Here is a 12732-nt window from a genome sequence, read left to right as displayed (position 1 = left end):
TCGCCCTCTTACTTCCTCGTTTCACCGGTGACGCGCACCTTCGCCCGAGCACCGCCCTTACGAAGGAGACCTTGCCCCGATGACCGTTGACACCAGCCCGGAAGCGCAGCTGGAGCCGGCGCGGCAGTCCAGCCTGAGCACGGCTGCTGCCCGCAACCTTGCCACCACGACCAAGTCCGCCCCGCAGATGCAGGAGATCACCTCCCGCTGGCTGCTGCGGATGCTTCCCTGGGTGGAGACCAAGGGCGGCACGTACCGGGTGAACCGCCGGCTGAGCTACACCGTCGGCGACGGGCGGATCGACTTCGTCCAGGACGGTGGCAACGTCCGGGTGATCCCGCGCGAGCTCGGCGAACTCGCCCTGCTGCGCGGCTTTGACGACGAGGAGGTGCTGGCCGCGATCGCCGACCGGTGCGTCCAGCGCGAGTTCCGCGCCGGCGAGGTGCTGGTCGAACGCGGTACCCCCGCCGAGCAGATCCACCTGATCGCCCACGGCCGGATCAACCAGACCTCCGTCGGCAAGTACGGCGACACGGTCGCCGTCGCCGTGCTCGCGGACGGCGACCGGTTCGGCGAGAACGCCCTGCTCGACGCCGATGCCAGGTGGGACTACACCGCCACCGCCGAGACCGGCGGCACCCTGCTCACCCTGACCCGCGCCGACTTCGCCGCCGTCGTGTCCGCGGCGCCCGGCCTCCAGGAACACGTCCGGCAGTTCAGCTCGCTGCCCCTGCAACGGCAGAACCGTCACGGCGAGGCCGAGATCGCGATGTCGGCCGGCCACACCGGCGAACCCGAGCTGCCCGGCACCTTCGTGGACTACGAACTCAAGCCGCGCGAGTACGAGCTCTCCGTCGCGCAGACCGTTCTACGGGTCCACACGAGGGTGGCCGACCTCTACAACGAGCCGATGAATCAGACCGAAGAACAGCTCAGGCTCACCATCGAGGCGCTCCGCGAGCGCCAGGAGCACGAGCTGATCAACAACCGGGAGTTCGGTCTGCTCCACAACGCCGCCTTCAAGCAGCGGATCCAGACCCACTCCGGCCCGCCCACCCCGGACGACCTCGACGAGCTGCTCTGCCGCCGCCGTGGCTCCAAGTTCTTCCTGGCGCACCCGAAGACGATCGCGGCGATCGGGCGCGAATTCAACGCCCGCGGGCTGTACCCGGACCACGTCGACCTCGGCGGGCAGCAGGTCCCGGCCTGGCGCGGGGTCCCGATCCTGCCCTGCAACAAGATCCCCATCAGCAAGGAGAACACCAGCTCGGTCCTCGTCATGCGAACCGGCGAGGACAACCAGGGCGTCATCGGTCTGCGCCAGACCGGTCTGCCCGAGGAGTACGAGCCGGGCCTCTCGGTGCGCTTCATGGGCATCAGCGAGCAGGCGATCATCTCCTACCTGGTCACCACCTACTACTCCGCCGCCATCCTGGTGCCCGATGCGCTCGGCGTACTGGAGAACGTACAGATCGCCCGCAGGCGCGACTAGAGGATCTGCCCCCGACCCTGCCCGACGGCCACGACAGCCCGGACCTTCCGGGCCGGCCGGGCGTGCCCGGGATCCGGGACAGCCCACCCACCTCACCTAGGAGTTACGGATGCCCGATCCCGGGCTTTCCCCTCTGCAGTCGAGCCTGCCCGGCGCAGCGGCCCGCTTCGGGGCCCACGTGCTGGCCCACGCCGGCGCCCACGCCGCTGAGGCCGAAGCCGCCGCGCTCGGGGCCGTCGAGGCTGCGGCCTCCGAGCTCGCGGCCTCCGAGGTCGCGGCCTCCGAGGTCGCGGCCTCCGAGGTCGCGGCCTCCGAGGTCGCGGTCTCCGAGGTCGCACCGTTCGAGCTCGCAGCGGCCGAGGTCGCAGGCGTCGCCGCAGGTCGGCCGCCGCTGCCTGCCGGGCCCGGCCTGCCCTTCGTCCGCGCCACCGCCACCGCCCCTGCTGCCACAGCCGCCGCCCCTGCCGCAGCGCCGGACGCCAAGGCCAAGGCCTTCGTGGAACGGCTCCGGCGCGGCCCCAGCGGCCTGGGTACGAGCGGGCTGCACTTCGCCCCGCGCGAGCAGCCGCCCGCGCCGGCGCCGGCGGCGGATGGCAGGCCGATCCCCGGCCTCTACCACCACCCGGTTCCGGAGCCCGACCCCGCCCGCGTGGCCGAGGTCAGCCGCCGGATCAAGCGGTGGGCGGTGGACGAGGTCCAGGCGTACCCCCCGGAGTGGGAGGACCAGTTCGACGGCTTCTCCGTGGGCCGGTACATGGTCGCCTGCCATCCGGACGCCCCGACCGTCGACCACCTGATGATCGCCACACGGCTGATGGTCGCCGAGAACGTGGTCGACGACGTCTACTGCGAGGACCACGGCGGCTCGCCCGTCGGTCTCGGCGGCAGGCTCCTGCTGGCGCACACCGCCCTCGACCCGGTCCACACGACGGAGGAGTACGCGCCGGCGTGGGCGGAGTCGCTCCTCTCGGACGCTCCGCGGCGCTCCTACCGCTCCGCCATGGAGTACTTCGTCCAGGCCGCGAGCCCCTCGCAGGCCGACCGGTTCCGGCACGACATGGCCCGGCTGCACATGGGGTACCTCGCCGAAGCGGCCTGGGCCGAGACCGCATACGTCCCAGAGGTGTCCGAGTACCTGGCGATGCGGCAGTTCAACAACTTCCGCCCCTGCCCCACCATCACGGACACCGTCGGCGGCTACGAACTCCCGGCGGACCTGCACGCCCTGCCCGCCATGCAGCGGGTGATCGCGCTGGCGGGCAATGCCACCACCATCTCCAACGATCTGTACTCGTACACCAAGGAACTCGAGGCCCGCGGCAAGCACCTGAACCTGCCGGTGGTCATCGCCGAACGGGAGGGCCTCTCCGACAAGGAGGCCTACCTCAAGGCGGTCGAGGTCCACAACGACCTCATGCACGAGTTCGAAGCCGCCGCCGCCGAACTGGGCGCCGCATGCCCCGACCCGAGGGTCCTCCGCTTCCTGCGGGGCGTGGCCGTATGGGTCGACGGCAACCACTACTGGCACATGAGCAACACCTATCGCTACAGCCTGCCCGACTTCTGGTAAGAGGAATGGACTTATCTGTGACCACTGAGCTCACCCCCGCCACCCGCACCTTCATCCCCGCCCCGGCGACGCCCTACCAGGGTGACATCGCCCGGTACTGGAACAACGAGGCCAGGCCCGTGAACCTGCGTCTCGGCGATGTGGACGGCCTCTACCACCACCACTACGGCATCGGCGACGTCGACCACGCCGCCCTCGGCGACGCCGGGGACAGCGCATACGAGAAGAAGCTGATCGCCGAACTCCACCGCCTGGAGTCGGCGCAGGCCGAGGTCCTCCTGGACCACCTCGGCCCCATCGGGCGCGACGACACGCTCGTCGACGCCGGCTGTGGCCGTGGCGGCTCGATGGTCATGGCCCACCAGCGCTTCGGATGCAAGGTCGAGGGCGTCACCCTGTCGGCCAAGCAGGCCGACTTCGCCAACCAGCGCGCCCGCGAACTCGGCATCGAGGACCATGTCCGCGCCCGCGTCTGCAACATGCTCGGCACGCCCTTCGAGACCGGGCAGGCCGCGGCCTCGTGGAACAACGAGTCGAGCATGTACGTCGACCTGCACGACCTCTTCGCCGAGCACTCCCGCATCCTTGCGGTCGGCGGTCGCTATGTGACCATCACGGGCTGCTGGAACCCGCGTTACGGCCAGCCCTCGAAGTGGGTCTCCCAGATCAACGCGCACTTCGAGTGCAACATCCACTCCCGCCGGGAGTACCTGCGCGCCATGGCCGACAACCGTCTCGTCCCGCAGGCCGTCATCGACCTGACTCCCGCGACCCTGCCCTACTGGGAGCTGCGGGCCACGTCCTCCCTGGTCACCGGCATCGAAGAGGCGTTCATCAACTCCTACAAGGACGGCTCCTTCCAGTACGTCCTGATCGCGGCCGACCGCATCTGACCGAGCACATCTGACCGACCGCCGACCCGAGGGCCGGGCCCGTCACCCGACGGACCCGGTCGTCGGCGTCACCAGCCCCAGCTCGTACGCCGTGATCACCAGCTGCACCCGGTCCCGGGCGTCCAGCTTGGTCAGCAGCCTGCCCACATGGGCCTTCGCCGTGGCCATGGTGATGTGCAGCTGCTCGGCAATCTCCGTGTTGGACAGTCCGCGGCCGACCAGGGTGAGCACCTCCCGTTCGCGGGTGGTGATGCCCGCCACCGCCCGCCGGAGCTGCCGCGGGGTGGTGGCGGGGCGGGCCGCGAACTCCGCGATCAGGCGGCGGGTCACGCGCGGCGCGATCAGGGCGTCGCCCGCGGCGACGACCTCGATCGCGGCCAGGATCTGGTCCATGTCCATGTCCTTGACGAGGAAGCCGCTCGCCCCGGCGCGGAGCGCGCCGTAGACGTACTCGTCGTCGTCGAACGTGGTGAGGACGAGGACCTTCGGCTGGGCCGCGCCGGAGCCGGCGGTGATCCGCCGGGTGGCCTCGATGCCGTCCATGCCGGGCATCCGGATGTCCATCATCACCACGTCCGGGGCCAGCCCGGCCGTGAGCCGTACGGCCTCCTCGCCGTTCGCCGCCTCGCCCACCACCTCCAGCCCGGGGCGGTCGGCGATCAGCACCCGCAGCCCGTGCCGGACCAGCGGCTGGTCGTCGGTGAGCAGCACCCGGATCATCGGACCGCCCCCGCGGTCGTCGCGGGCACGGGCAGCCGGGCAGCCACGCGGAACCCGCCCTCGGGGCGCGGTCCGGCGGTGAACTCGCCGTGCAGCAGCGCCGCCCGCTCCCGCATGCCCGTCAGTCCATAGCCGGCCGCGCCGGGCAGCCCCGACTGGCCGCGGCCCTCGTCGGTGATCTCGACGGTCAGGTCGTCCTCCCCGCAGTCGACGGTCACCCGGCAGGCGCGGGCACCCGAATGGCGGACCACATTGGTGATCGACTCCTGGATGATCCGGTACGCCGACAGCTCTATCTCCGCCGGCAGCAGCCGCCGCTCACCCCGCCATTCGACCTCCGCCCGCACCCCCGCGTCCCGGGTCCGCGCCACCAGCCCGTCGAGATCGGCGAGTACCGGAGCCGGGCCGAGCGGCGCCGCCCCGTCCCCCGGGTCCGCCTGCCGCAGCGCGCCGAGCATCCGGCGCAGGCCGGCCAGGGTGTCGCGGCTGGTGTCCTCGATGGCGGCGAGGGAGTTCCGGGCCTCCGACGGCTGGGTGTCGATGACGCGCCGGCCCACGCCGGCCTGGATGGCGATGACGCCGATGCTGTGCGCCACCATGTCGTGCAGCTCCCGGGCGATCCGCAGCCGCTCCGCGGTGACGGCCTGCTCTGCGGCCCGGGCCCGCAACGCAGCAGCGTGCTCGCGGCGTTCGCGCACCGAATGACCGACCGTCCAGGCGGTGACCATCATCAGTGCCAGGAAGGCAGAGGCGGCGAGGAACGACGGGGAGCCCTCCCGGTAGTAGGAGGCACCCCCGATCTGTACGCCCAGCGCCACCAGGGCGGCGACGGCCGCCGTCCGCCGCGACCGGGTGGCGGCGATCCATCCGACGGTCAGATCGGTGAACACGGCCTGCAGGTACGCGATCTGCCACGCCTGCGTCTCCACGGACGGCGGCAGGCCGCCCGGCATGCCCGGCCTCGCGGCCATCGCGGAGTTCGTGAGTACGGTCGCCGCGAAGGAGGCGGCGATCAGCAGCGCCAGGGCGGGCAGCGGCCGGCGCCGTATCAGGGGCAGCAGCAGAACGGCGAGCGGCGCGGCCAGGAGCAGGCGCATGCCGGTCAGTTCGCTGCCGGTGTTCAGCACGACGACGTACAGCAGGACGACGTACGCGATGGCCGAGCACCCGGCCAGGATCAGAGTCAGAGTCAGGTCGAGGAACGACCGCTGAGTCTCCTGCGGGGCTTTCATGAGCCGATGATAGGCAGGCTGCCCCCTCCCCGGCATTGGCCCACGGGCTTACTCCCGTGGGCCAATCCGAAGGCCCGGTGATGTGGCCGGTGGTCCGATGTGCGAGCGGTGCCCGGCCCGGCACCGTGGACACCGTGATCAAAGCAACCGAACTCACCAAGCGCTACGGCGAGACCACCGCCGTCGACCACCTCTCCTTCACCGTCCGCCCGGGCGTGGTCACCGGGTTCCTCGGCCCGAACGGTGCCGGGAAGTCCACCACACTGCGGATGGTCTTGGGGCTGAACCGGCCCACCGGCGGCACCGTCACCGTCGACGGGCAGCCGTTCCGCGACCGCCCCCGCGGCCTGCGACACGTCGGAGCCCTGCTCGACGCCCACGATGTGCACGGTGGCCGCACCGCCCGCGCCCATCTGACGGCGCTGGCGGTCGGCAACGGCCTGCCGCGCCGGCGCGTCGCCGACGTACTGGCCGAGGTGGGCCTGTCGGAGGTGGCCGGCCGGAGGATCGACGGGTTCTCCCTGGGGATGAAACAGCGGCTCGGCATCGCCGCCGCCCTGCTCGGCGATCCACCCGTACTGCTCTTCGACGAGCCGCTCAACGGCCTCGACCCGGAGGGCGTGCGCTGGGTGCACGGCCTGCTCGAGCGGCTGGCGGGCGAGGGCCGCACTGTACTCGTCTCCAGCCATCTGATGCGGGAGATGGAGCAGACCGCCGAGGAGCTGATCGTCATCGGCCGGGGCAGGCTGATCGCGTCGGAGAGCCTGCGGGAGTTCGCGGCGCGCAGCACACCGCTGCGGGTGAGCCTCCGTACGCCCGACACCGAGGCCCTTCCCGGGCTGCTGGCGGACGCGGGCGCGGCGGCGGTACGGGCCGAGCCCGACGGGTCGTACACGGTGACCGGACTGCCCGCGGACCGCATCGGCGACATCGCCTTCGCGGGCGGCCTGCGGCTGTACGAACTCCGCCCGCTTTCGGCCTCCTTGGAGGAGGCGTTCATGGAATCCACCGCAGAGAGCGTCGAATACTCCGCAGGAGCCGCCCGATGACCCTCGTACACGCCCGGTTCCGGCAGCTCCTCGCCGCCGAGTGGATCAAGCTCTGGTCGCTGCGCTCCACCTCCTGGGTGCTCGGCCTCGGCGCGCTGACCGTGATCGGGATCAACGTGAACTCCGCGGCGTCCAACGCGGACCGGCTGGCGAACCAGATACAGCCGCCGCCGGGGACGCCGGGGCCACCGGGGAGGCCGCAGCTCCCCGAGTACTTGTTCGATCCACTGCACACGGCCTTCGTCGATCCCGCCTGGCAGCTGTGCATGGTCATCGCTGCGGCGGTGGGGGCGATCGCCGTCTTCGGCGAGTACACCAGCGGGCTGATCCGCACGACCTTCGCCGCCGTCCCCGACCGGCGGGCGGTGGTCGCCGCCAAGGTGACCGTGGTGTCGGCGGTCATGCTGGCCCTCGGTGCGCTCGTCTCCGGAGCCTCCTTCGGCCTCACCCAGATGCTGCTACGGGACCACGGCGGCCTGTCGCTGGGCGATCCGGGCGCTCTGCGCGCCGTTGCCGCGGCTGCCCTGATGGCGCCGCTGAGTGCGCTGGTCGGCATGGCGGTGGGTGCCGCGGTCCGGCACGCCGCGGGCTCCATCGTCGCCGTCATAGCCCTGCTGCTCCTGATACCGGCGCTCTTCCAGGGCGACCGCTACCGCTGGGTCAAGGAGATCGGCAACGCCATGCCGCTCAGCGCCTGGCGGCGGCTGGTGACCAACCCGGAGCGGGCGAACGGCCTGGGCAAGTATCCGCTGACGGTCGGTGAGGCGTGGATCGTGTACGGCGCGTGGGCCGCAGCGGCGGTGACCATCGCGGTCCTCGTGGTGCGACGCCGGGACGTCTGACCGATTCCGCATACTTCCTGACGTCTTGTCGGGAAGTGTGCGGACGGAACGGATGTGCTCAGGCAGCCGCTTCGCCGGGGTCGAGGACGGCTTCGACATCGACCACGACATCGACCATGGCGCCGACGACCACTCCGCCGCGGTCCACTACGTCGTTCCAACTCACCCCGAAGTCATGACGATTGATGCGTGTGGTGGCGATGAACCCGGATCGTCGCCGGGGCCCGAGATTCTGTCCCTCCTCCCACCAGGGGGTGTCCCACTGCCCCAGGTAGATGACGTCGAAGGTCACGGGGCGCGTCACGCCGCGCACCGTGAGATCTCCGGTGACCTCGAACTCGGTCCCGCTCATCTGATCGATGCGCGACCCGACGAACGTCCAGGTCGGATGGTGTTCGACGTCGAAGAAATCGGCACTGCGGAGGTGGGCGTCGCGCTGAGGCTCACCGGTGTACACCCCGGTCGCGTCGACCGTCGCCTCGACGCGGCCCTTCTCGGGATGGTCGGGATCGACCTCCAGCAAGCCGTGCACGTTCTTGAGTTGCCCGCGCACATAGGTGACCATCATGTGCCTGGCGCGGAACTCCGCCGCGGTGTGACCGGGCTCGAAGAACCATTTGGTCGTGACCATGCCTCACCGGTTTTCGCTCATGCCCTCGATGATGAGGTTGACGCCGATGCCCAGCATCCAGACGTCCTTGGCCAGCGCGATTCCCTGCTCGGTCGGGCGCAGGCTGCCTTCCTGCCGCATTCCCGGAACGCGCAGGTAGAGCCCGATGGTGCCGAGGGAGAATCCGGTCAGCGCAATTCCGGCGACAGCGGCCGGGACGAACGGCAGGAGCAGCGTGGCGGCAATGGCGATCTCCCCGGCGGAGAGCAGCCGGACGAACTTCTGAGCATCGAGCTCGCCCAGGAACGGGTACGCAGTGGCGGCGAACTGTTGCAGCCCCTCGGCGGTGGCTTCGTCCGCACCGTGTTTCGAGAGCCCTGAATTCAGGAAGAACGCGCCGACCGAGAGCCTGAGCGGAATTTGTCGCGCTCCGGAACACCGTGCCGAACCGGAGAATGTCATGTCGAGCCTCCCAATTGTTCCGGCGCCCCGCCTCGCTCGCCCCGGCCCGGGTCAGTGCAGGTGCAGCTCCCAATCCGCCGGGACTTTGCCCAGCGGCCCCGGGGTCGGCTGCGTGGTCGGGTGTGAGGTGGGCGGTGTCAGGGGCGGACCTTCGTAGTACTCCTCGGTGTCGATGTTCCAGAACCAGGACTCGCCCGGCTCGAAGCTCGTCAGGAAGGGGTGCCCGGCTTCCCGGGCATGCTTCGTGCCGTGCTGCGAGGGCGAGGAGTCGCAGCACCCGATGTGCCCGCACGCCGCACAACGCCGCAGGTGGAACCACCACCCCGGGCCATCGCCTGCCAGGCACTCCACGCACCCGCCCCCACTCGGTCGCACAGTGGTGTCAATACCCGGGATCTGCTCGTGGGCCATGCGCTGAGCCTTTCTGGCGGCGCTTCGGTCGAGAGTGGAACCTCTTCGTCCAGCTCCAGCGTAATCGGCACGGATCAGGCTCGCAGGCGCAGCCGCCTCCCGTGTTGTCCTGTCAACAGGACGGATCGCCGGATTGACCGGTTTCGCCAAGGAGACGTGCATTGGCACGCTCAAAGCTGGCCCACAGGACGGTCGCGAATTACGCTTTGTCTGCCAATCCCGGGGAAATCAATGTCGACGTCCAAGTCGACGTCCAGGTCGAATCACGATGGCCGCCGCGCAGGGGGAGTGCTGTATTCGTGCCCCCGCTCGATAGGAGTGCGAACTTTGCCGTCCGTCTTACTGTGCGCACTCGATCGCCCTGCCTGTCGGTCCGTTCTGGGCAGACCGAGATTCTCCCCGTGTGCCGCACCGCGCAGTTCGCTCCCGGCCGCGAACTCCTGTGCGGTCTGAGGACGTTCACCCATGAGTGCAGCGCCAGAGCTCCCATGGTGTCGCAGGCGTCCTTGATGGTGATGCTGCAGCGGCTCGACCAGGCCGACGGCCTGAAGGCAGGCCCTCATCGCCGGCTGCGCCCCTCATTCCGCGCTCGCTGACACCAGCTTTTTGCCACTATCGCGAGGAGTTTGATTTCCGTGAAGACCTTCAACGTGTCGCCCAGGCAGGAAGGCATTTGGCTGGCACAGAAGTTTGCGCCAGAAATGTCAAACAACGCCTGTGTGCGGTGGTTCATCGAAGGTGAGCTCGATGTTCCGCTTCTCGTCCGTGCCCTCGAGGTGGCGTTCAGTGAGCACAGTAGTGCACTTGTCAACTTCAGGGAGTCCGAGTCCGAGGGCGGACTGCGGCAAGTGGTGCGTGACATCGGCGACTGGGAGCCGTTCGTCATCGACGTGAGCGGCGAAGCGGACCCGGAAGCGGCGGCGTGGGCACGGGTCCTGGAAATCGACACGAAGCCGTTCGACCTGGAGCACGATCTCCTCTTCCGGACGGGGGTGCTGAAGCTCGGCGAATCCCGGTTCATGCTGGTCGTGGTCATTCACCACGCGGCGACCGACGGGTACGGGCTGATGCGGCTCCTGCCGCGCCGGATCGGCAACATCTACGCGGCGTTGAAGCAGGGGAATCCGGTTCCGGCGTTCACATTTGCCGGACCCGAGGAGGTCAACGAGGAGGACGCCCGCTACATCCGGTCCGCCCAGTTCCAGGAAGACGAGGACTACTGGCAGGACTACGTGGCGGATCTGCCCCCTGCGGCGAGGGTGCAGGGCGAGCGCAGCTCCGACGTTCCGGTCGCCATACGGCGGATCGTGAACGTCGATGCGGATGAGGTGGGCCAGTGGTCGGCTGCCGCTGACGCCATCGGCGTGTCGACACCGACGCTCCTCACCGCCGCGTCGGTTTCGTTTCTCCGCTCCATGGGAAACCCGCAGGAATTTACCATCTCGTACCCTGTTGCCAGCCGCCCGGGCAGCCTGAAGAACACGCACGCCCTGCTGGCAAAGATCGTTCCGCTGCGCGTCCAGGTGCCGCTGCTCTCCAGCTTTGCAGAGGTTGCCCATGGGGTGGGTGCCGAGATGAAGGCTGCCCTTCTGCATTCCGCATACGACGGTGCAGACATCCGGCGCGCCTCGGGACTCGACGGCTCCATCGCCAGCACGCCTTTCGGCGCGTGCGTCAATATCATTCCGTTCGCGACGACCGTTGAGATTGACGGCTGCGCGACCGAATGGGGCGGCTGCACCCCCGGCGTGACCGATGAACTGATGATCATCATGTACTACGACGGCCGTGCCGGCGGCGGTCTCAGCATGTCCATCGAGGGCAATGGGCTGCTCTACAGCGAGAAGGACCTGGAACTCTTCTCTGCCCAACTGCTCGCCCTCATCAGGGCTGTGGTGGTGGATCCGCATGTTCCGGTGGGTCGGGTGGATGTGCTGGAGGCGGGTGAGCGTGAGCGTTTGGCTTTGGTGAATGACACGTCCGTGCCGGTGGTGGATGTGTCGGTTGCGGGGTTGTTCGAGCGGCAGGTGGGTGTGTCGCCGGATGCTGTGGCGGTGGTGTGTGACGGGGTGGAGTTGTCGTATGGGGAGGTGAATGAGCGGGCGAACCGGTTGGCGCGGGTGTTGGCGGGCCGGGGTGTGGGTCGTGGTTCGGTGGTGGCGGTTGCGTTGCCGCGGTCTGCGGAGCTGGTGGTCGGGTTGTTGGCGGTGCTGAAGGCCGGTGGTGCGTATGTGCCGGTGGATCCGAAATACCCGAGTCACCGGTTGGGCTTCATCCTGGGCGAGGCCCGGCCGCAGGTGATCGTCACTGATGCGGCGACGGTCGGTGTGCTGCCGGAGAGTGACGCTGAGGTTCTGCTGCTGGGGGATGTGGACCTGGTGGGCGGTGAGTCCGGGGATCTGGGTGTGGTGACCGGTCCCGAGGACTTGGCGTATGTGATGTACACGTCGGGTTCCACTGGAACGCCGAAGGGCGTGGCGGTCAGTCATGGGACCGTGGTGAACGGTGTGGCCCGTCTGGCCGAATGCATTGCAGCAGGGCCGGGACGTCGGGCATTGGCCAGTACGTCCGTCAACTTCGACGTGTCGGTGTTCGAGATCTTCACCAGCCTTTGCCACGGCGGGTCCATCGAGATGGTCCGTGACGTGCTGGTGCTCGGTGAGCGCGGTGGTTTCGACGGTCAGATCATCTCCACCGTTCCGTCGGCTTTCGCTGAGCTGGTGGACCTGCTGGCGGGTGCCAGCAGCGTCGACACGCTCGTGTTCGCGGGCGAGGCGTTGCCGGCGAGTCTGGTGGCGCGGGTCCGTGAGGCGTTCCCCGGCGTGAAGGTGGTCAATGCCTATGGGCAGACCGAGTCGTTCTACGCCACGACTCACACCGTCGCGGGCGGCGAGGGCAGTGCTCCCATCGGGTTGCCGCTGGGCAACATGCGGGCTTACGTCCTCGGCCCCGGGCTGCAGCCCGTGCCGGCGGGGGCGGTGGGCGAGCTGTATGTGGGCGGGGCGATCGCGCGTGGCTACTTTGAGCGGGCGGGTCTGACCGCCGAGCGGTTTGTGGCGGATCCGTTCGGTCCTGCCGGCGCGCGGATGTATCGCACCGGTGACTTGGCGCGGTGGAATGCGGACGGCGAGCTGGAGTACCTGGGCCGTGGGGACAGCCAGATCAAGATCCGCGGGTTCCGTATTGAGCCCGGTGAGGTCGAGGCTGCTCTGACCGCGCACCCGGCTGTTGCTCAGGCTGTGGTCGTGGCCACCGCCGGCAAGCAACTCGTCGCCTACGTCGTCCCGGAGGGTGCGGGGGACAGCTTCAGCGGTACCGGGGCCGCGGGCGTCATGGAGTTGGACCTGGCCGCCGGCATCTCGTCACGCGACCTGCGGACCTTCGCGGCGAGCAGCCTGCCGGAGTACATGGTCCCGTCGGCGTTCGTGCTGCTGGACCGGCTGCCGCTGAT

11 protein-coding genes are annotated in these 12732 nt (G+C 69.3%); 6 read left to right on the top strand and 5 right to left on the bottom strand.

All coding sequences use genetic code 11. The annotated features are described in order from the left end of the window. The first annotated feature begins 79 nt into the window (after nucleotides 1–79). The 3 genes from ABT123_RS16015 to ABT123_RS16005 all read left to right on the top strand — a co-directional run bounded on the left by ABT123_RS16015 (nucleotide 80) and on the right by ABT123_RS16005 (nucleotide 3955). A complete protein-coding gene (locus tag ABT123_RS16015) occupies nucleotides 80–1492 on the top strand; it encodes a family 2B encapsulin nanocompartment shell protein (RefSeq protein WP_351313966.1) in 1413 nt (470 codons plus the stop codon). 109 nt (nucleotides 1493–1601) lie between these two features. Further along, a complete protein-coding gene (locus tag ABT123_RS16010) occupies nucleotides 1602–3062 on the top strand; it encodes a family 2 encapsulin nanocompartment cargo protein terpene cyclase (protein ID WP_502970969.1) in 1461 nt (486 codons plus the stop codon). Between the two features lie 5 nt (nucleotides 3063–3067). After that, nucleotides 3068–3955: a geranyl diphosphate 2-C-methyltransferase gene (locus ABT123_RS16005; RefSeq protein WP_351313963.1), complete on the top strand. Its 888-nt coding sequence runs from the start codon at nucleotides 3068–3070 to the stop codon at nucleotides 3953–3955. A gap of 42 nt (nucleotides 3956–3997) precedes the next feature. Here ABT123_RS16005 and ABT123_RS16000 read toward each other — a convergent pair whose 3' ends face one another. Together ABT123_RS16000 and ABT123_RS15995 are read right to left on the bottom strand one after the other, a co-directional pair. Continuing rightward, the gene (locus ABT123_RS16000) at nucleotides 3998–4675 is read right to left on the bottom strand and encodes a response regulator (protein WP_351313960.1); all 678 of its coding nucleotides are present in this window, start codon (nucleotides 4673–4675) and stop codon (nucleotides 3998–4000) included. Beyond that, nucleotides 4672–5907: a sensor histidine kinase gene (locus ABT123_RS15995; RefSeq protein ID WP_351313957.1), complete on the bottom strand. Its 1236-nt coding sequence runs from the start codon at nucleotides 5905–5907 to the stop codon at nucleotides 4672–4674. The genes ABT123_RS16000 and ABT123_RS15995 overlap by 4 nt, the downstream gene beginning before the upstream one ends. Nucleotides 5908–6041: 134 nt before the next feature. Here ABT123_RS15995 and ABT123_RS15990 point away from each other — a divergent pair, with 134 nt between their 5' ends. After that, a complete protein-coding gene (locus ABT123_RS15990; RefSeq protein ID WP_351313954.1) occupies nucleotides 6042–6956 on the top strand; it encodes an ABC transporter ATP-binding protein in 915 nt (304 codons plus the stop codon). Then, on the top strand, nucleotides 6953–7798 hold the full coding sequence (locus ABT123_RS15985) for an ABC transporter permease subunit (RefSeq protein ID WP_351313951.1): 846 nt from the start codon (nucleotides 6953–6955) through the stop codon (nucleotides 7796–7798). The genes ABT123_RS15990 and ABT123_RS15985 overlap by 4 nt, the downstream gene beginning before the upstream one ends. A gap of 58 nt (nucleotides 7799–7856) precedes the next feature. Here the strand turns inward: ABT123_RS15985 and ABT123_RS15980 are convergent, their stop codons facing one another. From ABT123_RS15980 to ABT123_RS15970, 3 genes are read right to left on the bottom strand one after another with little or no spacing between them, the layout of a single operon-like run. Next, nucleotides 7857–8429, bottom strand: a complete 573-nt coding sequence (locus ABT123_RS15980) for a YceI family protein (protein WP_351313948.1) — start codon at nucleotides 8427–8429, stop codon at nucleotides 7857–7859. A 3-nt stretch (nucleotides 8430–8432) separates the two neighbouring features. Then, nucleotides 8433–8870, bottom strand: coding sequence for a hypothetical protein (locus tag ABT123_RS15975; protein WP_351313945.1), 438 nt, complete (start codon nucleotides 8868–8870; stop codon nucleotides 8433–8435). A gap of 51 nt (nucleotides 8871–8921) precedes the next feature. Continuing rightward, nucleotides 8922–9281 carry a UBP-type zinc finger domain-containing protein gene (locus ABT123_RS15970; protein ID WP_351313942.1) on the bottom strand — a complete coding sequence of 120 codons (360 nt, stop codon included), beginning with the start codon at nucleotides 9279–9281 and terminating at the stop codon, nucleotides 8922–8924. Nucleotides 9282–9916: 635 nt separating this feature from the next. Between ABT123_RS15970 and ABT123_RS15965 the strand changes: the two genes are divergently transcribed. Then, the coding region (locus ABT123_RS15965) for a non-ribosomal peptide synthetase (RefSeq protein WP_351313939.1) at nucleotides 9917–12732 on the top strand (2816 nt) is incomplete at its 3' end.

Source organism: Streptomyces sp. NPDC002054 (genome assembly GCF_040296685.1).
Lineage (GTDB): Bacteria > Actinomycetota > Actinomycetes > Streptomycetales > Streptomycetaceae > Streptomyces.
Note: the sequence above shows the minus strand (reverse complement) of the source record. Positions and strands in the feature narration are given on the sequence as shown.

Bases quoted from the DNA above. Each gene is read 5' to 3' on its own strand.
- ABT123_RS15980 (WP_351313948.1), bottom strand. From the start codon at position 8,429: ATGGTCACGACCAAATGGTTCTTCGAGCCCGGTCACACCGCGGCGGAG.
- ABT123_RS16000 (WP_351313960.1), bottom strand. From the start codon at position 4,675: ATGATCCGGGTGCTGCTCACCGACGACCAGCCGCTGGTCCGGCACGGG.
- ABT123_RS15985 (WP_351313951.1), top strand. From the start codon at position 6,953: ATGACCCTCGTACACGCCCGGTTCCGGCAGCTCCTCGCCGCCGAGTGG.
- ABT123_RS15970 (WP_351313942.1), bottom strand. From the start codon at position 9,281: ATGGCCCACGAGCAGATCCCGGGTATTGACACCACTGTGCGACCGAGT.
- ABT123_RS15995 (WP_351313957.1), bottom strand. From the start codon at position 5,907: ATGAAAGCCCCGCAGGAGACTCAGCGGTCGTTCCTCGACCTGACTCTG.
- ABT123_RS16010 (WP_502970969.1), top strand. From the start codon at position 1,602: ATGCCCGATCCCGGGCTTTCCCCTCTGCAGTCGAGCCTGCCCGGCGCA.
- ABT123_RS16015 (WP_351313966.1), top strand. From the start codon at position 80: ATGACCGTTGACACCAGCCCGGAAGCGCAGCTGGAGCCGGCGCGGCAG.
- ABT123_RS16005 (WP_351313963.1), top strand. From the start codon at position 3,068: ATGGACTTATCTGTGACCACTGAGCTCACCCCCGCCACCCGCACCTTC.
- ABT123_RS15975 (WP_351313945.1), bottom strand. From the start codon at position 8,870: ATGACATTCTCCGGTTCGGCACGGTGTTCCGGAGCGCGACAAATTCCG.